Consider the following 24134-nt stretch of genomic DNA (forward strand, 5'->3'; position numbering starts at 1 on the left):
CTCTCATGAAAGAACTCCATTCCACACCGGAGGTGAGAACCATGTACCGGATCAGACTGGCCCTAGGCCTTGTACTGGATTTGGCGCTGGCGTCTGCTGCTCTCGGAGGGCAGGCGCGTCGGTTGACCTTCGCCTTGGTCCCCAAGGCCATCAACAACCCCTTCTTCAATCAGGCACGAGATGGATGCATGGTAGCCGCCAGACGTCTGGGGGTGGTGTGCGAGTACACGGGACCGGAGCGCACGGAGATCGCACCTCAGATTCAGGTCCTGGAGGGACTGGTGAGCCGGAAGGTGGACGGCATGTCCATCTCGCCCGTGGATGCGAAGAGCGTGGTGCCCGTGATCCGGAAGGCCATGGCAGGCGGCATTCCCGTCATCACCTTTGACTCCGATGCGGCTCCGGAGAGCGGAAGGCTGGCTTTCGTGGGGACGGACAACGAAGCCGCGGGCCGCGAGCTGGGGAAGCTGTTCCTGCGGTTTGCGCCCCAGGGGGCCGTGTACGGGATCATCACGGGCGGACTGGGTGCCCAGAACCTCAACGCGCGGATCAAGGGGTTTAAGAGCGTGGTGCGGGGGGCACAGTACCGGGAGGTCCGGGGATCCCCATTCCCCAGCAACGACGACATCAACCGGGCGGTGCAGCTGGTGGAACAGATGATCACGGCAAACCCGGACCTCACCGCCATCGTCATGGTGGGCGGATGGCCCCTCTTTGCACCGGAGGCCTATAAGAACGCGGTCAAGAAGAAGGAGGCGGACATCAAGGCGGGGAAGTTCGTGATCGTGTCCTTCGATACCCTGGAGCCGGAGCTGCGGCTCCTCAAGGAGGGGTACGTGCACGGGCTGGTGGGTCAGCGTCCCTACCAGATGGGTGTGCGGAGCATGGAGCTCCTCTACGACATCGTGGTCCGCAGGCAAAAGCCCATCCGGAGCTTTTACAACACCGGTGTGGACCTGGTGACCAAGGAGAACGTGGACAGGTTCCTGAGGTGAGCGCGGGGGGCCCCTGGCCCCCCTTTCCCTCCGCGCGGGAGGGCCGGATGCCGCTCGTGGAGATGCGGGGAATCCGCAAGCGCTTCGGAGGTGTGGAGGCGCTGCGCGGGGTGAATCTCGTGCTGTACCCGGGAGAGATCCTGGGGCTGGTGGGGGACAACGCGGCCGGAAAATCCACCCTCATGAAGGTCCTCTCCGGTGCTTACCAGCCGGACGAGGGGGAGATCCTGTTCGAGGGGCGTCGGGTGCGCTTCAGCACGCCCGCGGATGCCCGGGCCCTGGGGATCGAGATGGTCTACCAGGACCTCGCCCTGTGCGAGAACCTGGACGTGGCGGGGAACATCTGGCTGGGACGGTAGCCCCGTCGGGGGCTGTTCGTGGACCGTTCCCGCATGGACCAAGCGGCACAGCGCGTCTTGGAGCGACTGGTCATCGAAGAGCTCCTGGAGCTCTTCATCGCGGGAGACCGGGCCACCGCAGCCCGTGAACAGGGCCTTTAGCGCTCACCCACGGTAAGGACGGTGCGGATCACCTCCCCCCGGCGCATCCACTCGAAGCTCTCGTTCACGGATTCCAGCCCCGCCTTCCGGCTCACCATCTCGTCCAGCTTCAGCCGTCCCTGCCGGTACAGCTCCAGGTACCGCGGGATGTCCACGGGGAACCGGTTGGATCCCATGATGCATCCCTGGATGGCGCGCTCCCACAGGATCTGGCGGGGATTCAGCACAAGCCGCTCTCCGGGAGGGACCAACCCGATCACGGTGGCGGTTCCCAGAGGCGCCAGGCAGTCCACGCACTGCCGGTACACCTTCGCGGATCCCGCCACCGCGAAGGAGTAATCCACCCCCTCCCCCGTCAGCTGCAGGATGGCCTCCACGGGGTCCACCTCCGAAGCGTTCACCACGTCCGTGGCCCCGAACCGCTTCGCCATCTCCAACTTCTGCGGCAGGATGTCCACCGCGATGATCCGACGGGCTCCGGCCAAGTACGCCCCCTGAAGCACCGCGATCCCCACACCTCCCAGGCCGAAGACCGCCACCGTGCTGCCCGGCTGTACTTTGGCTCTGTTGAACACCGCCCCCACCCCGGTCAGCACCCCGCAGCTTAAGAGCGCCGCCACCTCGAAGGGCACGTCCTCCGGAATCGCCACCGCCGCGTTCTCATGCACCAGCATCTGCTCCGCGAAGGCCCCGATGCCGGCGAACTGGCCCATGGGCTTCCCGTTCCACCGCAGGCGCGGAGGATCCTCCGGACCCCGCCTCGTGAGGGGGCTCTGGCACAGGTTCATGTGTCCCGTGAGGCATTTCTCACATTGCCCGCAGAAGGGGGTCACGCACACCACCACGTGGTCCCCGGGCTTCACCCGGGTCACGAGGCTCCCCACCTTCTCCACCACCCCCGCGGCCTCGTGCCCCAGCACCACGGGAACGGGCCAGGGGGCATCTCCCTCCGCGATGTGAAGGTCGCTGTGGCACACCCCCGCGGCCATGGTGCGCACCAGGATCTCCCGGGGACCGGGCTCGTCTACCTCTACCTCCTGGATCACCAAGGGCTTTTTGTACTCCTGCAGGACCGCCGCCTTCATGCCGATCCTCCGCACAGGTTACGGTTGCCGGCTAATCCACGCCTCCGCGGGCTTCCAGAACGGCCAGGTGGCCCCCTGGAGGTGTCCGGTATCCCGGATTCCCTTCCGGACCACCACCGCGGCCCCGGGATGGGTGTAGACGGGGATCACCGTGTGGTCCTGGAGCAGCATCCGGTGGAGCTGCTGGAGCTTGTGGCGCTGCGGGGTGAGGGTCCCCGCGGACTCCTCCAACAGCTTCTGCAGACCCTCCGGGCGCTTCAGACTGGCCCACACCTCTGCCGCCGTATCGCCCAGGTAGAACCCGATGTAGTTGTTGATGTTCGGGAAGTAGCCGTAGAGGTGCACCAGCAGTCCCCGCCAGCCTTTCCGCTGGTACTCCACGTAGCGGCCGATCTGCGGCAACTCCAGCTCCGCCCGGATCCCCACCTGCTGCAGGGCCTGCTGCAACGCGACCCCCGTGTCCCGCTGGAGGTAGAACGCCACGATCAACCGGGTGCTGAACCCGTTTGGGTAACCCGCCTGCGCCAGCAGCTCCCGCGCCCGCTGCGGATTGTACGTGGTCCCCCGGTAGTCGTTGAGGACGGCAGGGGTCCCCGGAGGAACGATCTGGTTCCAGGGCTCCCCAAGGCCGGCACCCAGCACCCGGGCAAGGCCCTCCCGGTCCAAGGCGTACCCCACGGCCTCCCGCACCCGTGGGTCTGCGAAGGGGGAATCCGGGTTCGCACTGTCGGGGATGAGCATGAGGACGGCCCGGGACGGGGGCCCGGTGATGACGTCGAACCTCCCCGTCTGCCGCAGCTGGTTCACGATCTGGGGATCCGCGAACCGCGCCACGTCCAGCTGACCCGCGAGGAGTGCCGCCTGGATGGTTAGGGGCTCCGCCTGGGGGAAGAACCGGAGCTCGATGCGGTCCAGGTAGGGCTTGGGTCGATCCCAGTATCGGTCGAACCGGACGAAGTCCGCGTACGCGTTGGGATCATACCGGGTGATCCGGAAGGGGCCGGTTCCCACGGGCTGCCACTGGGCCCGCTCCACGCCCAACCGGCGGATGGTGGTGGGGGAAGCGATCAGAGCCCCGCTCCCGGACAGGGCCAGGTAAATGCCGTTGTCCCACCGGGAGAGGTTGAGCCGTACCGTGTACCGATCCACGACATCCACGGACTGGATGTAGGAAGGAAGCCGCCGGACCTCGATCTGCTGGTCCAGGTTGAACTTCACCGCTTCCGCGGTCATCTCCGTGCCGTCGTGGAACAGAACTCCCCGGCGCAGCCGCAGGACGAGGGCCTTCCGGTCCGGAGCCACCTCCCACCGCTCCGCCAGCCGAGGGTACACCCGGTTCCACGCGTCCACGAACACCGGAGTCTCGTAGACCGGGATGGCCGGGAGGATCCCGAAGATGGGCATCAGCCACGGAACCCCGATGGGACCGCCCGCGGGAGGTTCCGCGATCCGGACGACTCCTCCCCGCTGTTTCTGTGTTGCAGGTCCCGCAAACCCTGCCAGGCCGAGGCTCAACACCAACAGGATCCCTAAAGCCACCTTCCAAGACCTGCACATCGCTCCTCACCCCCGTTGCTGGTCTGCCCGAACTACGATCCTGTAGTCAGGGCTGTCAACACATCCCTCCATGGCATTCTCGATTCTACGGAATCCCCCCCCTCTCCTCCTGCTTTCCTCCCCCTTTATCCGGGAGGGGAATCCCCGAGGTGCGGAGATCGGCTAGGTACTCCGCGAGGGCCTCCTCCCATGGCCGCATCCGGATCCCCCAGGCCTTCAGTTTGGCGGTGGAGAGGGCGGAGTTCGCCGGACGCCGGGCCCGCGTGGGGTAGGCGTTTTGGGGGATGGGCTGCACGGGAACCCTGTACCCCGCCAGGGCCAGGATCCGACAGGCGAGGTCGTACCAGGTGCACGATCCCTCGTTGACCACGTGGAACACCCCAACCGCTCCCTGGCACACGAGCGTTACCAGGGCAGATGCCACGTCCACCGTATAAGTCGGGGACATCCGGACATCCGCCACCACCTGCAGACGTTCCCCGCACCGGGCCCGTTCCAGCACGGAGAGCACGAAGTTGCCGCCCTTGCCCCGGGCCCCGCTTCCTCCAAATAAGCTCGCCACCCGCACGACCAGGGCATCCGGGCAGGTCTGCCGGACCAGGTGTTCCCCGGCCAGCTTGGAGGTCCCGTACACGTTGATGGGGTTTGGCGGGTCCTCCTCCCGGTAGGGATCGGGCTTCCCGCCGTCGAAGACGTAGTCCGTGCTCAGGTACACACAGCGGGCTTGCGCTTCTTGGCATACCCGGGCTATGTGCAGGGCGCCCAGGGCGTTCACCCGAAACGCCACCTCCGGCCGGTCCTCACACTCGTCCACCCGCACGTAGGCCGCGCAGTTCACTACCACCTCCGGGTGCAGGGGAAGGATCGCCTCCGCCACCGAGGCAGGATCCGCGCACTCTATCTCCCTGTGCCCCAGGCCGATCGGGCACGCTCCCGCCTTCTCGAAGGCCCGAACCACCGCGCGGCCCAGTTGCCCCGTGGCGCCCACCACCACCACCCGTCGCATCCGTCTCCCCCTTCTGCCGGAGTCCTGCTCGGGGCGTCCCCGAAGGCTCACGCTCCCCTGTAGACGAAGTTGTGGTCCGCCTCCCGCAGGAGGGGCCACGCTCGATCCTTCTCGGAGAGCAGGGGATCCTCCACGGGCCACGGAATGCCCAGATCCGGGTCGTCCCATCGGATACCCCGGTCTAGGGCGGGATCGTATTCCTCCGTGCACTTGTACAGTACGTCCGCCCCTTCGCTCAGCACGCAGAATCCGTGCGCGAATCCGGGAGGGACGTACAGCAGGGTATGCTCTCGATCCGAGAGGACGGCCGCCACCCACCGGCCGTAGGTGGGCGATCCCCTCCGGATGTCCACCGCCACGTCATAGATTTCCCCCCGGAGCACCATCACGAGCTTGCCCTGGGCTCTGGGCGCTTTTTGGTAATGCAGCCCTCGAAGAACGCCCCGCCGGATGGAGCGGGAAAAGTTGTCCTGCACGAAGGTTACCGGGATCCCGTGGCGCTCGAACTCCGATCTCCGGTAGGCCTCCAGGAAGAACCCGCGGGCATCCGCGAACGCCTGGGCCCGGATCAAGACCACATCCGGGATCTCCAGGGGAAGGAAGGCGAACGGCATCCGGCTTCCCTCAGGGCAGCGTCTGGCAGAAGTCACAGGGATCCATGGGGTGTCGCAAGGTGGTCAACACCACGTGCGTGGGGGTGATGCGCACGGACCGGATGCGCACCGACACGGGCCATTCCACCATGTTCAGGAGAGGATTGATCCGGCGCTCGAACTCCGCCACCGCCGCGGGGGGCAGAGGGATCCCGTTCACCCGCAGGGCGTGCACACGGACGTAGACCGCGGGGGTCCCCACGGCTTCGAACCCCACCACCATCCCCACCCGCACGGGGATCCCCCTCATCCGCACGACTCCCCGGCCCGCGATGAGTCCCCGGTCGACCTCGAGCCGGACCTCCTCCACGTCCGGGTTCCGTGCGAGGAACTCCTCGATGCTGCGAAGGCCCACCAGGGTGTGCAGGGCCGCCTCGCGGTAGGAGAGGACCCGAAGCGCACCCCGCCCCAGTTCCGCAGGATCCAGGGTTACTCCGCGCAGTCGCACCCAAAGGTGGTCCACCCGGAGGCCCGCAATGCGGGCCCGCTGCGCGTACAGGGAGATCCGGGCGTACATCCCTTCGTGGAGGTCTGGTACAGCCTCCACGTGGAGCACCGGGGGACCTCCCAGCAGCTCCGCAAACGCGGCGCGGACGGCGTCTTCCGAGCTGGCCGCGGGTACAGAACCTCCCCACAGCGCGGAGAGGAGTCCACAGATCAGAAAACCTAGAGCCCACCGTCCCCTTCCGCTCACCGTCCCTCCGTCACGGTCTCCAGCCAATCCAGGGGGCCGCACTCCGGAAAGGTCGCCAAGGCCTCCTCCAGAATCCCCTTGATCCGCCTGAGCGCCTCCGGGGTCTTCCCTTCCGCCCGGACCACCAGCACGGGCTGGGTGTTGCTGGCCCGCACAAGTCCCCATCCGTCCTGGAAGATCACCCGGGCCCCGTCCACATCGATCACGGGGTACCGCGCCTTGAACTGGCGCACCAGTTCTGCCACCACCTCGAACTTCCGCTCGTCCGGACAGGCGACCCGGATCTCCGGGGTCGCATGATACCGGGGGATATCGCTCAGCAGTGCGGAAAGGGGCTTCTCCGTACGGGAGAGGATGCGCAACAGGCGCGCGGCCGCGTACACCGCGTCGTCGTACCCGTAGTACTCGTCCGCGAAGAACATATGGCCGCTCATCTCACCCGCGAACACCGCCTTGACCTCCTGCATCTTCGCCTTGATGAGGGAGTGCCCGGTCTTGCAATAGATCGGCCTGCCCCCCAGCCGTTCCACCTCCTCCACCAGTGCCTGGCTGCACTTTACCTCGATGAGGGCCACGGCACCGGGATGCCGGGGGAGGATCTCCCGCCAGTACAGGATCATCAGCTGATCCCCCCAGACGATCCGCCCCCCCTCGTCCACCACGCCGATCCGGTCACCGTCCCCGTCCAGGCCGATCCCCACGTCCGCCCCCTCCCGGAGGACGGTCTGGATGAGATCCCGGAGATTGCGGGGATCGATGGGGTCTGGGTGGTGGTGGGGGAAGCGGGGGTTGCTCTCGCAGTAGAGCGGGATCACCTCAACTCCCAGGTCCTGAAGGGCTTGCGGCGCGATGACGCTCGCGGTGCCGTTCCCGCAATCCAGCACCACCCGCAGCCGCCGCGGACCCAGCTGCACCTTCTCCCGGAGCATCTGGCGGTAGGCGGGGATGACGTCCACCTTCTGTACACTCCCCACGCCCTCTACCCACTCCCCCGCCTCCGCGAGCCGCCGAATCTCCTGAATCTGCGGACCGTACAGGGTCCCGAACCCATGGGCGAGCTTGAATCCGTTGTACTCGGGGGGGTTGTGGCTTGCGGTGATCATGACGCCGCCATCGATTCCTAGGTGTACCCGGGCGAAGTAGAACACGGGGGTGGTCACCATGCCGACGTCCGTGACCGCGCACCCGGAACGAACCAGGGCTTCCACCACCGCGTCCCGGAGCGCGGGGGAGGAGACGCGGTTGTCGTGGCCCACCACCACCTCCCGCTTTCCCCGGTCCGCCAGGTAGCGGGCATAGGCTCGGGCGATGGCAGCCGCCCCCTCGGGCGTGAGATCCTGACCGAACACCCCCCGGATGTCGTACTCCCGGAAGATGCGGGGTTGAAGGACCATCCGCTCCCTCCTTCATGCCTTTCTCCATTCTATCAACGCACCCCGCTACTCCGGCGGCTCGGGGAAGGCCGTCCGCAGGGCATCGGAAGGCGTCAGACGCACGTTCAGGAAGATCTCCCGACGGACCATCCGGTAGGTCAGGGAAACCGCCAGGCAGTCGCACCGCGTGCCCACGTCCAGGTCTAGGTCCTCAAAGCCGGAGAGGGTGGCGTTGTAGACGGCGGAGACGCGGAGCCTCCAGCTGTCCGAGAGGTCCACGGAGGCGCTTCCCGAAAGTTTCAGGTGCCGGGGCACGAAGTCGTAGGCCACGCCCGCACGGAACCTAAACTCCGGTCCTGTGTATGCGTAGTCCACGGACACCGCCTCCGTACGATCCACCAGATCGAACAGGAAGGGGGTACTGCCCAGGAGGTCCGTCCGGACATACGACCCCGTCACCGTGGAACGGGCGTCCAGCCGGTGGGTGAGGCGCAGGCTGGTCGTAGGGATCACCAGGGACCGATCCCGGTACAGAGCCGCGCGGAGGGAGGTGGAGAGCACGAGCGTGGTCTGAGGAGAGAGGGAAACCGGATCCCACGTGAGGCCCAGGGCCCCTTCGAGCTTGGGGCCCTGGGCCCCCGTAACCCGCTCCCGGTAGGTGCCCACCAGCAGGGTGGGGGTCGCGGCGGCTGGGAGAAACGGAAGCCGTCCCGGTGCCGGCGCATACCGGAGCTCCAGGGCCTCATAGGGGCGATTTTCGTCGTCCCGCAACGCGCCAGCCACCAGCTCCAGGGACCAATCGGGATACCGCAAGCGGTGACGCCCTTCCCACCCCAGCAGGGTGCCGTAGCGGAGGTAGGCCTCTCCCAAAAGGTCCCCCGCCTGATAGGGGTATCGCAGGGCCACCCAGGATCCACTGATGGCATCGTAGCCGGCCTCCGGCCGGGGGAGGTGTTCCGCGAACTGCTCGAAGGAAGGCTCCCGGAGCGGGACCTCAAGCCGCCTCAAGCTCAAAAGCCGGGTGTTGCCCACCCACAGGCTCGCGTCCTCCGCCACCAGCCGTTGGGTGGGTACCAGCGTGATCCGTCGGGCGATGACACGGAAAAGGGGTGACGCGGGGTTGCACAGGGTAGCCAGGGCATCGAGGGCCTGGAGGACCTCGCCCTGCACCACCACCTCCTCAGCCCGGTAGTAGATGCCATCCACCACCGTGCGGGCCCGGACCGCGGAGACCCCGCGGGTACGCAGCTGGTACCGGATTCGGTCCGCGGCAAGGCGCCTTCCTGCCTGCTCCAGGAGCACCCGCCCCTGCACCAGGACCTCTCCTCTTTCCAGGTCCGCGAACGCCTCGTCCGCCCACAGGCGCACATCCAGGTACCGCAGCCGTACGTTCCCCGTAGCCTCCAGGGTACGGGCCCCAGCATCGTACTGGACGCGGTCCGCCTCCAGGACCAGCTCCTGGGCTCCCAGTCCCGGGCTCAAGAGGAGCACCACGAGGAGCGCTCCCCCAAAACACCTGCGCACGGATTCCAGGAATTCTAGACCCGGCCGCGGCGGTCCTCCGTTGCCTATAATGGCCGCGTGGAGGTGCTGCTGGTGAGCAACGGTCCGGGCGAGGTGTGGGGCTGGGCCATCCCCGTGGCCCGGGCCCTCCGACGCCTATTCCGGGCTACGGTGCGGCTTGCCCTGCCGCCCTGCCAGTACGCCACGGGAAGAGAGGCGGAGGTAGCCCGGCGAACCGGCCTCTTTCAGGAGGTGCTGCACCCCAGAACGTGCGTCCAGCGGAGCCTGGGCCTGGGGCGCCTTCGGGCGGACCGGGTGGTGCACCTGGGCGGAGACCTCTGGTACGCGGTGCGGTTCGGCCGTCGGGCGCGCTGCCCAGTAGCCGCCTACACGGAGCGCACCCTCATCGCTTCCCGGCACCGGGCCTTTACCTGGATCGGAACTCCCACGGAGGAAGTGGCCCGCCGGCTCGTAGCGCTCGGCGTTCCCGAGCGGAAAGTGGAGGTTGTAGGGGAGCTGCGGGTGGACGCGCTCGCAGCCGGGTTCCGTCCTGCAGGGGAGGATGGGGCCGCGGAGCGGGATCGCCTGCTGCTCCTGCTCCCCGGGTCCCGCCCTCCCCTCGTCCGGGATCTGGCCCCCCTCATGGCACGGATCGGGGAGCTGGTGCGCCGGGCACACCGGGATGTGGAGGTGGCCATGGTAGCCTCCCCGTTCCTGCCCCCTGGGCTTTTGGAGAGTGCTGTCCTGAACCACCGCATCCACGTCCTCACGGAGGAGGAAGAACGCCTGCGGGCTTACCGTCGGGCTACTCTGGCTCTCACTATCCCCGGAACCGGCACCCTGGAGCTGGCATACCTGCACACCCCCATGGTGGTGTGGCTGCCCCTCTACGACCCTGCCCGGTTGCCCCTGGAGGGCCTCTGGGAGTGGGTGGGACGAATACCGCTCGGGGGTCGGGCCCTCAAGGCTGCCGCGGTGCGCCGGTATTTCCGCACGCCCAGGCCCGTGGCGCTCCCCAACCGCCTGGCGGGCGAGCGGGTCGTGGAGGAGGTGGTGGGGGACGAGCCCGTGGAGGCGGTGGCGCGCAGGGTGGTGGAGCTGCTCGATGACGAAGCCCGCCGGGCCCGGATGCAGCGGGCTCTGCAGCTCCGTTTCCCCTGGGCTCCCGGCGCCGCGGACCGCCTTGTGCGCCGGATCGCGGAGGGAGGCGCATGAAGTTCTCCCCTCTCCTCCGGGACACCATCCGACCCCAGCTGGGCTTGCTGGCGCTGGCGGCGGGGTGCGTGCTGGTGGTGACGGCCCTGGGCTTAGCTGTGCCCTACGTGTTCGGCCGGACCATCGACGAGCTGGTAGCCCGCGCGGAAGTCCACCTCATCGAGCGGGCGGGCCTGGGGGTGCTGGGGGTGCTGGCCCTGCGCACCCTGTTCCTCTACGGTTCCATCTACGCCAACTTCGCCTTCGCGCATCGGGCCACCGCGGCCCTGCGCGGCCGCATCTTCTCCTCCCTGTTGCGATGGCCCGTGGAGCGGATCGGAGCCTGGCACAGCGGGGAGGTGCTGAGCCGCTCCCTGTCGGACACCCAGCTGGTGCACACCCATCTGTTGGTGGGACTTGTGGACCTCCTCGGCACCTTGGCCGCGTTGGCGGGAACCGTGGTCATGCTGTTCGTGCTGGAGTGGCGGCTTGCGCTCCTTACCCTCGTCATCCTCCCTGGAGTGGCGATCCTGGCCCGCCACTTCGGAGGGCAGATCCAGCGTGCGAGCGCCCAGGCCCAGCAGCAGGTGGCGGAACTTGCGACCCGCGTGCGGGACGTGGTGGCGGGCGCCAGGGTGGTACGGGCCTTCGTGCAGGAGGCCCGGGAGGAGGCCCGCTTTTCGGAAGAGAACGCACGGCTCGTGCGGCAGCAGCTGCGGATGAGCCGCCTTGTGGCGCGCGAGGTGTGCGCCGTCACCCTGGCCACGGCCCTGGGGCTTGTGGGGTTCCTGTGGATCGGAGCCCGGCTCGTGGCCTCCGGGTGGATGACGCCCGGGAGGCTCGTGGCCTTCGTGGCCTACGTGGCCCTGGCCATCGAGCCGGGTGTGAACCTCACCCGCATGTACACGAACCTTCGACAGGCCCAGGCAGCCCTGGAGCGCATCGAGGAGGTGCTGCGCTTGCCCCTCCACACCGACCCCCCCGGTGCCCGGGACCTCCCACGCCCCCTGGGGGACATCGCCTACGAGGACGTATGGTTCGCGTACGAGCCCGGGAAATGGGCCCTGCGCGGGGTGAGCTTCCGGATCCGGCGGGGAGAACGGGTGGCCCTGGTGGGACCGAGCGGTGCGGGCAAGACCTCCATCGTCAACCTCCTCCTGCGGTTCTACGACCCCACCCGGGGACGGGTCACCATCGGGGGGGTGGACCTGCGGGAGGTGTGTACCGCTGCCCTGCGCAGCCGGATCGGGTACGTACCGCAGGATCCCATGCTGTTCGCGGGCACGATCCGCGACAACATCGCCTACGGCCGCCCCGAGGCCTCCCTGGAGGAGGTGGTCCAGGCGGCGCGGGCGGCCCACGCGGACGAGTTCATCCGGGCCCTCCCCCGAGGCTATGAGACGTCCCTTGCGGAGGCAGGCCTGAATCTCTCCGGGGGGCAGCGACAGCGCATCGCCATCGCGCGGGCCCTCCTTCTGGACCCCGAGATCATCGTCCTGGACGAAGCCACGAGCCACCTCGACGCGGAGTCGGAGGCCGCAGTCCAGCAGGCCCTGGAGCGGCTGTTCCGGGGGCGGACGGTCCTTGTGATCGCCCACCGCCTGAGCACGGTCCGGGAGGTGGACCGCATCCTGGTGCTGCAAGAAGGACGCCTCGTGGAGGAGGGGACCTACGAGGAGCTCCTGCGGGCCGGAGGACTCTTCCGGATCCTCGCGGAAGGACAGCTCCTCCCCGTCCCGGTTCCGGGTTCCTAGCGATGGAGCTCTCCGTAGTGATCCCCGCCTACAACCGACCCCGGGTGCTGGAAGTGTGCCTGCGCTGCCTGAGTCGGCAAACCCTTCCACGGAACTGCTATGAGGTGGTCGTGGTGGATGACGGGTCAGAGGAGGATCTCCGCCCCTCGGTGGAGTCGTTCCGGGAAGCCCTGCAGGTACGGTTCTGCCGGCTGCCGCGGAATCTCGGCCGCGCGGCGGCCCGCAACCGGGGGATCGCCGAAGCACGGGGGGAGGTGGTGGTGTTCGTGGACAGCGACGTCTTCGTGGTGCCCCGGTTCCTAGCGGTACACCGAGAGATCCACGAGCGCCACCGGAACGCGGTGGGGCGAGGACCGATCCTGCTCACGGAGCACCTGGATGATCCCCTGGAACGCCCTCCCTACCTGCGGGATCCCTCCCCCGCCTTCCTGGACACCGCGAACGCCTCCGTGCGCAGACGGCACCTGCTGGAGGCGGGCGGCTTCGACGAGGACTTTCGGGAGTACGGCTGGGAAGACTTTGAGCTGGGGATGCGGTTAATCCGAATGGGACTGCGCCGGGTCTACCGTCACGGGGCCTTGGCGTACCACTACCAGCCTCTCCCGGATCCTGAAGCGCTCGGGCTCCTCTTCCGGAAGGAGGAGGAGCGGGCCCGGATGGCGGTGCGGCTGCTGCGCAAGCAGCCCGGGTGGCGCACCCGGTGGATGGTCCAGCATACCCTCCTACACCAGGCCCTCGCCTTTCTCATGACCCTGGGCGGACGCGTGGACCGAGAGCGCCTGCGCCGGATCCTCCAGGACCGCCACCTCCCGCCCGCGCGGAAGTACCTGCTCCTCCGGGGGGCCTTGAACCGTCACTATCTCGCGATCCTGAGCCGGGAGTGGACATGGGATCGGTCCGCATCAGCGTGGTGATCCCCGCCTACAACTGCGCGCATGTGTTGGGAACCACCCTGGAGCACCTAAGCCGCCAGGAATACCCCCGGGACGCCTACGAGGTGGTGGTGGTGGACGACGGGAGCACGGACGGGACTCCGGAGGTGGTCGCCCGCTGGGCGGATTCGCTTCCGCTCCGCTACCTCCGGCAGCCGAACGCCGGACGGGCTGCCGCCCGCAACCGGGGCGCCCGGGAGGCCCGCTACGAAGTCCTCCTATTCCTGGACGCGGATGTGTGGGCGGAAGCGAAGCTCCTCACGGCCCACGCCGCCCACTACCGGCAAGGTGGCCGCGTGGCGGTGCAGGGTCCAAGCCGTACGCACCCCCGCAGCAAGGTGAACCCCTTCATGGAAGTCAAGGAGCTGTTCCCTGACCTCACCCCGCGACGCCCTCACGACCTCTCTCCCTATCACGTCATCACCCGGAATTTCTCCGTCCGGGCGGAGGACTTCTGGCGGGTGGGGGGCTTCGATGAGGCCTTCTCGGGGTACGGGTGGGAGGACATCGAGCTGGGGGTGCGCCTGCGGCGAAGCGGGGTACGCATCCACTGGGAGTCCCGGGCGGTGACCTGGCACTACCATGTGGAGGACCTGGAGGGCGCACGCCGTAAGCTGGTAGAGGCGGGTCGGGGAGCCGTGTACTTCTGGAACAAGCACCGCCGCCCCCTCGGGCTTGGCCTCTTCCTGGAGCTGCATCCCCTCCTGTTGCCTTTGAAGTGGCTTGTGTACCGGAGCGGCGTCTTCACCCCGTGGATCCGCAGGGTCCTGGAGCATACGGAACGGAGGCTACTCTCCGCCACCGGGCCCTCGCGGAAGCTGTGGCTCGCGGTAGCCAACGAGTGCTACGCACACCTCCTCTGGCACGCCTACTACGAGGGAGTCTGGCAGGTCCTCCAGGAAGGCTCCCACCCCAGCATCCCTGTTGGCCGATGCGCGTCCTGATCGTCTCCAACGGATACGGGGAGGACGCCATGGGGGCCGCCCTCGGGCGTGCCCTGCGGCGGCAAGGAGCCGAGGTGCGAGCCTATCCTCTCGTGGGCCTGGGGAGCGCTTACCAGGCGGCGGGGATCTCCGTGCTGGATCCCCGCCGCACGCTGCCCACCGAGGGGTTCGGGTTCCGTACCGGCTGGCGGGAGGCGTGGGAGGATCTGCGGGCCGGATGGATCTCCCTCACCCTGGCCCAGCGCCGCACCCTGCGGGAGCAGCGGGAGGAGAGGGATGAGGTGGTGGCCATTGGGGATCTGTTCTGCCTGTGGATGGCCGCAGCCACTGGGACCCGACCGGTGTACCTCCCCACGGCCAAATCCGAGTACAACGAGCCCCACCAGCCCTGGGAGCTTCTCCTGATCCGGCGCCTGGCCCGTGTCTCCTTCCCCCGGGATTCCCTCACCACAGACCGATTCCGAAAGGCCGGCATCCCCGCGGAGTACGTGGGCAACCTCATGATGGACTGCCTGGAGTTCTCGGGGGAGGATTTCGGGTTTGCTGCGGACGAACCCGTAGTGCTGCTGCTTCCAGGAAGCCGGCGGGATGCTCCCGCCAATTTCCGCCTGCTTCTCCGGGCCGTGGAGCGGGTGGCCGCCGCGCGTCCGGAGGTTCGGTGGCTGTGCGCCCTCTCACCCACCGTGGACCCCCTGGCTTTGGCCCGCGCCACGGGTGCGCGGATCGCCCAAGACCACCTCCTCTGGAGAGGCCTCCGGATCCGGATAACCCGGTCCTTCGCCGATGCGGTGGCGCAGGCCATGATGGTGCTGGGGATGAGTGGGACAGCGAACGAGCAGGCGGCAGGGCTCCGTAAGCCCGTGGTGGCCCTGCCGGGTCCCGGCCCTCAGTTCACCCGCAAGTTCCTGGAGCTCCAGGCCAGACTCCTGGGGGAAGCCCTGGTGCCCACGGAAGGGCCGGAGGAGGCGGCGCAGACCGTGCTGCGGTTGCTGGCGGATCCTGAGGAGCGTACCCGGCGGGGGGAAGTGGGGCGGGCCCGGATGGGTCCCCCGGGGGCCGCGGACCGCTTGGCCCACTGGCTTGTGGGCAGGAGAGGACAGACGGAGAGGAGAATCTCACTTCCCAGAGCACGCGGGGAAAGGGGGAGGTGTATGGACTGGACGGGCGTGCAGACCCAAGCCACCATCCAGGCCCTACTCCAGGAGACCCGCAGGTTTCCGCCCTCGCCGGAGTTCGCGGCCCGGGCCAATGTACGTGACCCCCGGATCTATGAGGAGGCGGAGCGGGATCCGGAAGGATTCTGGGCGAAATATGCGGAGCAGGAGCTGCGGTGGCTCCGGAAGTGGGACCGGGTCCTGGAGTGGAACGCGCCGTGGGCCAAGTGGTTCGTGGGGGGGCAATTGAACGCCTGCGACAACTGCGTGGATCGCCACGTGGAGACGTGGCGGCGCACCAAGGCCGCCCTCGTGTGGGAGGGCGAGCCGGGCGATAGCCGGGTCCTCACCTACCAGGACCTGCACCGGGAAGTCCAGCGGTTCAGCAACGTCCTCAAGAACTTAGGCGTTCAAAGAGGGGATCGGGTCACCATCTACCTGGGGATGGTCCCGGAACTGCCCATCGCCATGTTGGCCTGCGCCCGCATCGGCGCGGTGCACAGTGTGGTGTTTGGCGGATTCAGCGCGGAGGCCCTGGCGGGCCGCATCCAGGATGCAAGCGCCAAGGTCCTCGTCACCCAGGATGGAGCATGGCGGCGGGGGCAGATTGTCCCCCTCAAGCAGTACGCGGACGAGGCCTTACAGACCTGTCCCTCGGTGGAGAAGGTGGTGGTGCTCCGGCGGGCCGGAAACCCGGTGCCGATGCGGCCGGGAAGGGACTACTGGTGGCACGAGCTCCTGGAGCAGGCCGCACCGACCTGTCCCGCAGAACCCCTCGACAGCGAGCACCCGCTCTTTATCCTGTACACCTCCGGAACGACGGGGAAACCGAAGGGGGTGCTGCACACCACGGGCGGGTACCTGCTGGGTGTCCACCTCACCACCAAGTGGGTGTTCGATCTGAAGGAGGAGGACTACTACTGGTGCACCGCGGACATCGGGTGGGTCACGGGCCACAGCTACATCGTGTACGGGCCGCTGAGCAACGGCGCCACCTCCGTGATGTACGAGGGGGCTCCCGACTGGCCGGACCGGGATCGGTACTGGCGCATCGTGGAGAAGTACCGGGTGAACATCCTGTACACCTCGCCCACCTTCATCCGCACCGCCATGAAATGGGGGCTGGAGTACCCGCGGCGGTGCGACCTCACAAGCCTCCGCCTGTTGGGCACCGTAGGGGAGCCCATCAACCCGGAGGCCTGGATGTGGTATCACGAGCACATCGGGGGGGGCCGCTGCCCCATCGTGGACACCTGGTGGCAGACGGAGACGGGGATGATCCTGATCACCCCGCTTCCCGGCATTACCACCACCAAGCCCGGATCCGCCACCCTTCCCTTCCCGGGCATCGCCGCGGACATCGTGGACGAGCACGGAAACTCGCTGCCGCCCAACGTAGGGGGGTACCTCGTCCTCACCCGCCCCTGGCCGGCCATGCTGCGCACCTTCTGGGGGGATCCGGAGCGGTACGTCCAGGTCTACTGGAGCCGGTTCCCGGGTAAGTACTTCACGGGAGACGGAGCCCGGCGGGACGAAGATGGGTACTACTGGATCCAGGGCCGGGTGGACGACGTGGTGAACGTAGCAGGCCACCGGCTCAGCAACATCGAGATCGAAAGCGCCCTCGTCTCCCACCCCGCGGTGGCGGAGGCCGCCACCATCGGGCGCAGTCACCCCGAGAAAGGACAGGCCATCGCGGCCTTCGTGGTGCTCCGGAGCGGATACGAGCCCAGCGAGACGTTGCGGAAGGAGCTGCGGGAGTGGGTGGCCCAGAAGATCAGCCCCATCGCGCGGCCCGACGACGTCTTCTTCTGTGCGGACCTGCCCAAGACCCGCTCCGCCAAGATCATGCGGAGGCTGCTGCGGGACATCGCGGAAGGGAGGGCCCTGGGGGATACCACCACCCTCACGGATCCCAAGGTGATCGAGGAGATCAAGCAGCGGTACGTGGAGGAGGGAACGGAGGAGGCGTAAACGGGCCCTCCGTTCCCTCCCTGGCTACCGTGTCCGAAGGGGGACGTCCTTGTGGTTCCGGCTTGGCAGCTCCGGCACCACGGGTGTCTCCGGGACCTGGCTGCGGCTCCGGTTCCACCCCATCTTCTCCCGCAGTTTGGCCTCCAGCTCTGCCGCGAGCTCCGGGTTGTTCTCCAGAAACTCCCGGGCGTTGTCCCGGCCCTGGCCCAGGCGCAGTTCCCCATAGCTGTACCACGTTCCCACCTTCTGCACGAGACCCTGCGCGGTGGCGAGGTCCAACAGGCTCCCGGCCTTGCTGATCCCCTTCCCGTAGAGGATCTCCACCTCACACTCCCGGAAGGGCGGAGCCACCTTGTTCTTCACCACCTTCACCCGGGCCCGCATGCCCGTGATGTCCTCGCCGTTCTTGATGTTCTCCGTCCGCCGGATCTCCATGCGAACGGAGGCGTAGAACTTCAGGGCCCGGCCACCCGTGGTGGTCTCCGGGTTACCGAACATCACGCCGACCTTCTCCCGGATCTGGTTGATGAACACCACCACGCACCGGGACCGGCTGATGGCGCCCACGAGCTTGCGCAGGGCCTGGCTCATGAGCCGCGCCTGCAGCCCCACGAACGCATCCCCCATCTCTCCCTCCAGCTCCGCCCTCGGCACCAGGGCCGCCACGGAGTCGATCACGATCACGTCCACGGCCCCGGAGCGCACCAGGGTCTCCGCGATCTCCAGAGCCTGCTCGCCACTATCGGGTTGGGAGACCAGCAGCTCGTCTACGTTCACGCCTACTGCCCGCGCGTAGTTGGGGTCCAAGGCGTGCTCCGCATCGATGAAAGCGGCCACCCCCCCCTCCCGCTGGGCCTCCGCAATGATGTGGTAGGCCAGGGTGGTCTTTCCACTCGCCTCAGGGCCGTAGATCTCCACCACCCGTCCCCGGGGCACCCCTCCCACCCCCAGGGCTGTATCCAGCCCGATGGCCCCCGTGGGGATCACCTCCACCGTGAGCCGCTGGTTCGCCTCCCCCAGCTTCATGATGGAGCCCTTGCCGAACTGCTTCTCGATCTGGGCCACGGCTAAATCCAACGCCTTCTGCCGGTCACTCATGGCCTCCCTCCTCCCGTGGCTTTCCCAAAGCTATAGCAAACATTTGTTTGCATGTCAACCGCCGAGTCGTACGGACTCCCGGATCACGTACGTGGGTCCCTTCGGGCTCAGTCGGCTCTCCATGACCACCACCCATTCAACGCGCTGTCGGCCGATTTTCGCGTTTCCAGACCGTTCCAGGGCCTTCGCGAGGTCTGCTCCTCCTTCTCCCTGCCGGATACGGCCGATGGTGAGGTGGGGCTCGAAGGGACGGGCTTCCCGGGGAAACCGGATACGGAACAGGGCATCCTCCACACGCCGGGCCAGGGCCACGAGCTCTGTCGCTCCCTCCGTGACTCCTACCCAGAGCACCCGGGGGGACCGCAGGTGGGGGAAGGCTCCGAGGCCCTCGATGGTGATCTCGAACGGATTTGTCCCCGCGACTTCCCGCACCGCGCCCGCCACATCCTGCACCCGTACCTCCGGGACCTCGCCCAGAAATTTCAGGGTGAAGTGGAGGAGATCCGGTTCCACCCACTTCACCCGCACCTCCGGCCAGGCCCGGGCGATGGCCCGCTGCAGATCCCGCACCTGAGGGCGAAGGGCCTCCGCGAGGGGGACCGCCACAAAGAGGCGCACCCTCACTCCCTTTTAGACGGACTCCCCAGGAGGTGGCGCCGCAGGAGGTCGAGCGCGGCCTGGGTGGCGAGGTGCTTGACCCCCTCCCGGCCGAATTGAGGTCCGAAGTCAAACCGCCGGACCTGGACCCCCCCCTCCTCCGCCAGGGCCACGTACATCCTTCCCACGGGCTTTTCCGGCGTGGCTCCGGATGGTCCCGCGATCCCCGTGATGGCCACTCCCAGGTCCGCGGCGAACACCTCCCGCACGCCCCGGGCCATGGCCTCCGCTACCCCCTCCGAGACCGCTCCACGAGCCTGCAGGACCTCCGGAGGAACCCCCACAAGGGAGCTCTTCGGTTCGTTCGCGTACGCCACCACCCCGCCCCGGAAGTACGCGGAGCTCCCGGGCACGTTGGTAAGCCGGTGGCCCAAAAGCCCCCCCGTACACGACTCCGCCACCGCCACCGTACGGCGGGAAGCCACGAGCAACCTCGCCACCGCCTCCTCCAGGGTCTCCTGGTCCGTGCCATACACGTACCGGTCAATCCGTTCCCGCAGGGCCGCCTCCGCCTCGGAGAGCATGCGATCGACCTCCCCGACCCGTCCCCGGGCGGTAATCCGCAGGTGCACCTCGCCCAGATGTGCGAGGGGGGCGATGGTGGGGTTGGAGGACCGGAGGAGGTCTTTGATGAGGTCCTCCAGGGCACCCTCTCCGATGCCCACCACCCGCAGAACCCGGGATCGGATCACCTCCTCCCCCGCCCATCCCCGTTCCTGAAGGTAAGGGACCACCGTCTCCTCGAACATCCCCCGCATCTCCCGGGGAACCCCGGGGAGCATCACGAGGACCTGATGGTCTCGCTCCCAGAGCACCCCGGGTGCGGTCCCCCACCGGTTCGGGATGGCCTTCGCGCCCCGGGGGAGCAGGGCCTGCCGCTTTTGGTTCGGGGTGAGGGGACGGTTCCGGCTACGCAACAGGTCCTGGATGTGGGCCCACGAGGCCTCATGGAGCACCAGCTCCACACCCAAAGCCTCCGCCACCGCCTCCTTGGTGAGGTCGTCCTCCGTGGGACCTAGCCCGCCCGTGAACACGAGGAGCTCCGCGCGGCTAGCCGCGAGCCGGAAGGCCTGCTGAATCCGCTCCCGGTTATCCCCCACCGTCTGCCGGAAGTACACGGGGATCCCCAGCTCCGCCAGCCGCTGGCAGAGGTACGTGGCGTTCGTATCCGTGATCTGCCCCAGCAGGAGCTCGGTGCCCACGGAAAGGATCTCAGCGCGCACCATCCTGTACCCCAAACGTCCGACGCACCACCTCTCCCGGTCCTCCCAGGCGCCCCAGTTCTTTTCCGTTGACCTCCACCCGTACCCCTCCCGCGTTCCCCAGCACCACGTGGATTCTGCGACGGGCGGTCCATTCCCTCCGCTCCCCCCTCCGCAGGAATCCCTCGAAGGCCCGACGGTCGTCGGCAAGAACCCGGATCCAGCTCACCTCCTCCCCCACGAGGGCTACCCGCACCCCGAGGGTGGGCTGGAGGGGTAAGGGGAGATCCGGGGCCAATGGCGGGGAAGGCGACGGGACGGCCACCGGGTGGGCCTGGGGTTGCTGGGTGGAGGAGGAATCCAGGAAGGCCCGCACCTCCCGGTAGACCGCGTACCCCAGCACCACGAGCCCCGCCGCGAGCGTCAGGAGGAGCCACCGCAGGAAGCGGTGCCACCGGGCCTCCCGCCGCACGGGATGGATGGGCACCCTCCCCTGGGCGGTCAGGGCATGGGGACGAGGCAACATGGGAGGAGGACACCGGGGCAACAGGGGTTCGGGATCCAGGCCGAGGAACGTGGCGTAACTCCGAAGGAATCCCCGGGCGTAGTGGGGCGCGGGGAAGAGATCAAACCGATCCTCCTCCAGGGCCAGCAGGTACCGAACAGGGATTCGCAGCTCCGCATGCACCTGGTCCAGACTCAGACCAAGGGCTTCCCGGCGTCTGCGCAGGAGCTCCCCGATCCCCGCAGGCGGAGCTGGGCGGTCCATCCGTCTTCCATGGTAACAGGGTCCTCGCACCGGGTGCGGTGAGCTTCATGGCCCGGTCCGGGGGAACAGGCGCTCCAGCTCCTCCGGTCCCACCAGCACCTCCCGGGGGTTGGCTCCCTGCGCTGGTCCCACGATCCCCCGGGCCTCCAGCTGGTCCACCAAGCGGGCGGCGCGCACGTAGCCGATCCGCATTTTCCGCTGCAGCAGGGAAACCGATCCGTAGCCCGCCTGCACCACGATCCGTGCCGCCTGGGCCAGCAACTCGTCCCCCTCCCCCTCCTCCTCCGCGCCCTGCGCCTGGAGCAGCCCGGCGTCGTAGGCGGGCCGTCCCTGGTCCTTCCAGAAGTCCACGAGCTGTTCAATCTCCGGGTCCGACACGAAGACCCCCTGCACGCGGGTAGGACGGCTCGCGCCGATGGGGAGGTAGAGCATGTCGCCCCGTCCTAGGAGCTTCTCCGCACCGGGAGCATCGAGGATGGTACGGGAGTCCGCCATGGAGGAGACCGCGAAGGCGATGCGGGAGGGAATGTTGGCCTTGATGAGACCGGTGATCACGTCCACGGAGGGACGCTGGGTCGCCACCACTAGGTGGATGCCCGTGGCCCTGCTCAACTGCGCGAGCCGCACGATGCAGTCCTCGAACTCCGCGGGCGCCACCATCATGAGATCCGCCAGTTCGTCGATGATCACCACCACGTACGGCAGGGCCCCATCTTCCCCCTCCCCCAGCTTCTCCCCCGGGATCTCCCGGAGGGCGCGTTCCCGTTCCTCCGGAGGTAAGCCGTTGAAGGCCTGAAGGTTCCGGACTCCGGCCCGAGCGAAGACCTCGTACCGCCGCTCCACGCCCTCCAGGATGCGCCGCAGCTTCGCCGCAGCCTCCTTCGGGGTGCGCACCACGGGCACGAGGAGGTGCGGAACGTCCTCATAGTGCACCAGTTCCACCCGTTTGGGATCGATGAGCACCAACCGCACCTGGTCCGGCGTGGCCCGCATGAGCAGGCACGCGATGATGGCGTTCAGCATCACGCTCTTCCCCGATCCCGTGGCCCCCGCGATCAGCAGGTGTGGCATCTCCGCCAGGTTCGCCACCACCGAATATCCCGCGATGTCCTTGCCGAGGGCCACCAGCAAGGGATCCGGGCGCTCGAAGGGGGAAGCGTCTAAGAGTTCCCGCAGGGTCACCAGGACCGCCTGCTCGTTGGGGAGTTCGATGCCCACCGCGGATTTCCCGGGAATAGGGGCCTCGATGCGCACGGACTGGGCAGCGAGAGCCAGGGCGATGTCGTTCGCGAGGCTCGTGATGCGTTGCACCTTGACCCCCGGGGCTGGCTGGAGCTCGTAGCGGGTTACCACCGGTCCCTGCTCCCACCCCACACATCGGGCCTCCACCCCGAACGAGCGGAGGGTCGCCTCCAGGGTACGGGCTACCTCCTGGGGCTGCAGCTTCTGGCGCGTGCGGGGGTCGGGAGGCGGGTGGAGAAGATCCAGGGGCGGAAGGATCCACCGGCCCGCGGGGGGAGCTTCCACCATGAGGAGGGGTTCAGGGTGTCCGCCGGGATCCTGTGCATCGGGTGGTGGCAAGTCCACGGGTGTAGGAGGTGGAAGCGGCCGGGAAGCCCGCCTGGGGCTCAGGGGGATCACCCGCAACCTGTGGGGCAGGGGCGTATCCGGCATCCGGTTCGCGGAGATCCCGCGGCCCTCCGGCGACCGCCTCCGCTCCCGGATCCGGGCCCTTATCCGCGCCCCAAGCACCTGTACCCCGTCTGCTACGGCCTCTAGGCCCCGCAGGGGACTGCGCTGGATCAGCAGGGACAAGGCGCACAGGCCGGTCATGGCCACGCCCACCCAGGCTCCGAAAGCTCCCATGAGGCGCCGCCACCCCCACGCCTGCACCCCTCCCACTACCCCGCCTCCCCCTCCGGCCACGCCGGTTGCGATCTCCCGCCCCGGAGGAACCGAGGCATGAGACCAGAGCACGAGTCCCGCGAAGGCCAGTAGGAGGCCCCCTAGACGGGGGGTGAGCCGGGGGCGTTGCAGCGTGAGGAGCAGGAAGCCCAGAAGGGCGAGGAAGGCGGGAAGGCCCCACGCATGGATCCCAAACAGCCACCGGGCACTGGACCGGAGGACGCCGCTGAGGGCACCGTCCGCACCAGGCAGCAGGCTCAGCGCCCACGCGGAGGCGGCCACCAGCAAAACCACACTGAGGGTCCTGCGGGCTGGACTGCGGCGCCTCGGGCGGCGGGTGGCGGAACGGGGGCGGGCTGGGCGGCTCATACGCCGCACCTCCATGCGTACGCCAGGACCCCCAGCCCCACGATCCAGCAGTACCAGGAGAAGGTCCTCAGGCGGCCGTGCTGGAGGATGCGAACCAGCCCCAGGATGGCCACCATCCCGAACCCCAGAGCACTCGTGAACCCCACCAGGAGTTCCGCTGGGGAGTATCCCAGGAAGACCGCTGCCTGCCAATCCCGGGCCAGGGAGAAAGCCGCAGCCCCGAGGATCGCGGGAACCGCGGACAGGAAGGAATAGCGGGCCGCCTCTTCCCGCCCGATCCCCCGCCACAGGGCCGTGACGATGGTGATCCCGGACCGGGAGATCCCCGGGACGATGGAGACCGCCTGTGCGAGCCCCACCCACCCTGCGTCCGCCCACGTCATGTGGGGCAGAGTTCGGTTGCCGCTACGGGGTGCCCACCAGAGGAGGAGACCCGTGAGCACCAGCTGGATCGCGGTCCACCGGATCGAGGCGAACAGGGCCCCAAGCGGCTCCGCGAAGGCCAGCCCCACAAGGCCCGTGATGGCGGTGGTGCAGAGCAACAGCCACACTACCCGACCGGGCTGTCCTGGGGTGAGATCGAGGGGGGAACGCCTCCAGACCTGCAGGAGGCGGGCCAGATCCCTCCCGTAGAGGACCAACACCGCGCCCACGGTTCCCAGGTGCAGCACGGCCTCCAGGGCAAGCCCCGGCCTGGGAAGTCCTAGGAGGAACTCCGCGAAGACCAGGTGCGCGGAGCTGCTCACCGGGAGGAACTCCGTAAGACCCTGGACCGCACCCAGGACCACCATCTGCCACAGGTAGGGGGTCCCCATG

The 24134-nt window shown here is 68.1% G+C and carries 18 protein-coding genes and 3 pseudogenes; 9 read left to right on the forward strand and 12 right to left on the reverse strand.

Going from position 1 to position 24134, the window contains the following annotated elements; translation table 11 throughout:
- The first annotated feature begins 41 nt into the window (after positions 1–41).
- A complete protein-coding gene (locus tag N0A24_04500) occupies positions 42–995 on the forward strand; it encodes a sugar-binding protein (protein ID MCS7172658.1) in 954 nt (317 codons plus the stop codon).
- Positions 996–1042: 47 nt separating this feature from the next.
- Positions 1043–1450: pseudogene (locus N0A24_04505) on the forward strand (ATP-binding cassette domain-containing protein).
- A 41-nt stretch (positions 1451–1491) separates the two neighbouring features.
- Here N0A24_04505 and N0A24_04510 read toward each other — a convergent pair.
- The 6 genes from N0A24_04510 to N0A24_04535 all read right to left on the reverse strand — a co-directional run bounded on the left by N0A24_04510 (position 1492) and on the right by N0A24_04535 (position 7884).
- Positions 1492–2580 (reverse strand): Zn-dependent alcohol dehydrogenase, encoded by a 1089-nt coding sequence (locus N0A24_04510; protein ID MCS7172659.1) that lies wholly within the window; start codon positions 2578–2580, stop codon positions 1492–1494.
- An 18-nt stretch (positions 2581–2598) separates the two neighbouring features.
- A complete protein-coding gene (locus N0A24_04515; GenBank protein MCS7172660.1) occupies positions 2599–4137 on the reverse strand; it encodes an ABC transporter substrate-binding protein in 1539 nt (512 codons plus the stop codon).
- Between the two features lie 85 nt (positions 4138–4222).
- Positions 4223–5143, reverse strand: a complete 921-nt coding sequence (gene rfbD, locus N0A24_04520) for a dTDP-4-dehydrorhamnose reductase (protein MCS7172661.1) — start codon at positions 5141–5143, stop codon at positions 4223–4225.
- Positions 5144–5190: 47 nt separating this feature from the next.
- Positions 5191–5757, reverse strand: coding sequence for a dTDP-4-dehydrorhamnose 3,5-epimerase (gene rfbC, locus N0A24_04525; protein MCS7172662.1), 567 nt, complete (start codon positions 5755–5757; stop codon positions 5191–5193).
- Positions 5758–5767: 10 nt separating this feature from the next.
- Positions 5768–6490, reverse strand: a complete 723-nt coding sequence (locus tag N0A24_04530; protein MCS7172663.1) for a DUF2993 domain-containing protein — start codon at positions 6488–6490, stop codon at positions 5768–5770.
- Entirely contained in the window at positions 6487–7884 is a 1398-nt protein-coding gene (locus N0A24_04535; GenBank protein ID MCS7172664.1) for a phosphomannomutase/phosphoglucomutase, read from the reverse strand. The genes N0A24_04530 and N0A24_04535 overlap by 4 nt, the downstream gene beginning before the upstream one ends.
- Positions 7885–9155: 1271 nt before the next feature.
- Between N0A24_04535 and N0A24_04540 the strand changes: the two are divergent.
- The 7 genes and pseudogenes from N0A24_04540 to acs all read left to right on the forward strand — a co-directional run bounded on the left by N0A24_04540 (position 9156) and on the right by acs (position 17318).
- Positions 9156–9359: pseudogene (locus tag N0A24_04540) on the forward strand (hypothetical protein).
- A gap of 100 nt (positions 9360–9459) precedes the next feature.
- Positions 9460–10581: a hypothetical protein gene (locus N0A24_04545; GenBank protein MCS7172665.1), complete on the forward strand. Its 1122-nt coding sequence runs from the start codon at positions 9460–9462 to the stop codon at positions 10579–10581.
- Entirely contained in the window at positions 10578–12314 is a 1737-nt protein-coding gene (locus N0A24_04550; GenBank protein ID MCS7172666.1) for an ABC transporter ATP-binding protein/permease, read from the forward strand. Before N0A24_04545 ends, N0A24_04550 begins: the two co-directional genes overlap by 4 nt.
- A 2-nt stretch (positions 12315–12316) precedes the next feature.
- Positions 12317–13228 (forward strand): glycosyltransferase, encoded by a 912-nt coding sequence (locus tag N0A24_04555; GenBank protein ID MCS7172667.1) that lies wholly within the window; start codon positions 12317–12319, stop codon positions 13226–13228.
- Positions 13201–14190 carry a glycosyltransferase gene (locus N0A24_04560; GenBank protein MCS7172668.1) on the forward strand — a complete coding sequence of 330 codons (990 nt, stop codon included), beginning with the start codon at positions 13201–13203 and terminating at the stop codon, positions 14188–14190. The genes N0A24_04555 and N0A24_04560 overlap by 28 nt, the downstream gene beginning before the upstream one ends.
- Positions 14191–14219: 29 nt before the next feature.
- Positions 14220–15212: pseudogene (locus N0A24_04565) on the forward strand (lipid-A-disaccharide synthase-related protein).
- A 129-nt stretch (positions 15213–15341) separates the two neighbouring features.
- Positions 15342–17318: an acetate--CoA ligase gene (acs, locus tag N0A24_04570; protein MCS7172669.1), complete on the forward strand. Its 1977-nt coding sequence runs from the start codon at positions 15342–15344 to the stop codon at positions 17316–17318.
- A 24-nt stretch (positions 17319–17342) separates the two neighbouring features.
- Here the strand turns inward: acs and recA are convergent, their stop codons facing one another.
- Genes recA through N0A24_04600 form a run of 6 tightly spaced genes read right to left on the reverse strand, consistent with a single transcriptional unit; the run spans position 17343 to position 24133 of the window.
- A complete protein-coding gene (recA, locus tag N0A24_04575) occupies positions 17343–18416 on the reverse strand; it encodes a recombinase RecA (protein MCS7172670.1) in 1074 nt (357 codons plus the stop codon).
- 54 nt (positions 18417–18470) lie between these two features.
- On the reverse strand, positions 18471–19034 hold the full coding sequence (gene thpR / locus N0A24_04580) for an RNA 2',3'-cyclic phosphodiesterase (protein MCS7172671.1): 564 nt from the start codon (positions 19032–19034) through the stop codon (positions 18471–18473).
- Positions 19035–19036: 2 nt separating this feature from the next.
- Positions 19037–20299, reverse strand: coding sequence for a competence/damage-inducible protein A (locus tag N0A24_04585; protein ID MCS7172672.1), 1263 nt, complete (start codon positions 20297–20299; stop codon positions 19037–19039).
- Complete coding sequence (locus N0A24_04590; GenBank protein ID MCS7172673.1) at positions 20286–21044, reverse strand: DUF4115 domain-containing protein; 759 nt, start codon at positions 21042–21044, stop codon at positions 20286–20288. The genes N0A24_04585 and N0A24_04590 overlap by 14 nt, the downstream gene beginning before the upstream one ends.
- A 45-nt stretch (positions 21045–21089) precedes the next feature.
- Positions 21090–23318 carry a DNA translocase FtsK gene (locus tag N0A24_04595; protein ID MCS7172674.1) on the reverse strand — a complete coding sequence of 743 codons (2229 nt, stop codon included), beginning with the start codon at positions 23316–23318 and terminating at the stop codon, positions 21090–21092.
- The gene (locus tag N0A24_04600; protein ID MCS7172675.1) at positions 23315–24133 is read right to left on the reverse strand and encodes an undecaprenyl-diphosphate phosphatase; all 819 of its coding nucleotides are present in this window, start codon (positions 24131–24133) and stop codon (positions 23315–23317) included. The genes N0A24_04595 and N0A24_04600 overlap by 4 nt, the downstream gene beginning before the upstream one ends.
- Between the last annotated feature and the right edge of the window lies 1 nt (position 24134).

It is taken from the genome of Armatimonadota bacterium (assembly GCA_025059775.1).
Taxonomy (GTDB): domain Bacteria; phylum Sysuimicrobiota; class Sysuimicrobiia; order Sysuimicrobiales; family Sysuimicrobiaceae; genus Sysuimicrobium.

Excerpts from the sequence above, each read along its gene's own strand:
- N0A24_04500 (MCS7172658.1), top strand. The coding sequence starts at position 42 with ATGTACCGGATCAGACTGGCCCTAGGCCTTGTACTGGATTTGGCGCTG.
- N0A24_04510 (MCS7172659.1), bottom strand. The coding sequence starts at position 2,580 with ATGAAGGCGGCGGTCCTGCAGGAGTACAAAAAGCCCTTGGTGATCCAG.
- N0A24_04515 (MCS7172660.1), bottom strand. The coding sequence starts at position 4,137 with ATGTGCAGGTCTTGGAAGGTGGCTTTAGGGATCCTGTTGGTGTTGAGC.
- rfbD (MCS7172661.1), bottom strand. The coding sequence starts at position 5,143 with ATGCGACGGGTGGTGGTGGTGGGCGCCACGGGGCAACTGGGCCGCGCG.
- rfbC (MCS7172662.1), bottom strand. The coding sequence starts at position 5,757 with ATGCCGTTCGCCTTCCTTCCCCTGGAGATCCCGGATGTGGTCTTGATC.
- N0A24_04535 (MCS7172664.1), bottom strand. The coding sequence starts at position 7,884 with ATGGTCCTTCAACCCCGCATCTTCCGGGAGTACGACATCCGGGGGGTG.
- N0A24_04550 (MCS7172666.1), top strand. The coding sequence starts at position 10,578 with ATGAAGTTCTCCCCTCTCCTCCGGGACACCATCCGACCCCAGCTGGGC.
- N0A24_04555 (MCS7172667.1), top strand. The coding sequence starts at position 12,317 with ATGGAGCTCTCCGTAGTGATCCCCGCCTACAACCGACCCCGGGTGCTG.
- N0A24_04560 (MCS7172668.1), top strand. The coding sequence starts at position 13,201 with ATGGGATCGGTCCGCATCAGCGTGGTGATCCCCGCCTACAACTGCGCG.
- acs (MCS7172669.1), top strand. The coding sequence starts at position 15,342 with ATGGACTGGACGGGCGTGCAGACCCAAGCCACCATCCAGGCCCTACTC.
- recA (MCS7172670.1), bottom strand. The coding sequence starts at position 18,416 with ATGAGTGACCGGCAGAAGGCGTTGGATTTAGCCGTGGCCCAGATCGAG.
- N0A24_04585 (MCS7172672.1), bottom strand. The coding sequence starts at position 20,299 with ATGGTGCGCGCTGAGATCCTTTCCGTGGGCACCGAGCTCCTGCTGGGG.
- N0A24_04590 (MCS7172673.1), bottom strand. The coding sequence starts at position 21,044 with ATGGACCGCCCAGCTCCGCCTGCGGGGATCGGGGAGCTCCTGCGCAGA.
- N0A24_04595 (MCS7172674.1), bottom strand. The coding sequence starts at position 23,318 with ATGAGCCGCCCAGCCCGCCCCCGTTCCGCCACCCGCCGCCCGAGGCGC.
- N0A24_04600 (MCS7172675.1), bottom strand. The coding sequence starts at position 24,133 with ATGGGGACCCCCTACCTGTGGCAGATGGTGGTCCTGGGTGCGGTCCAG.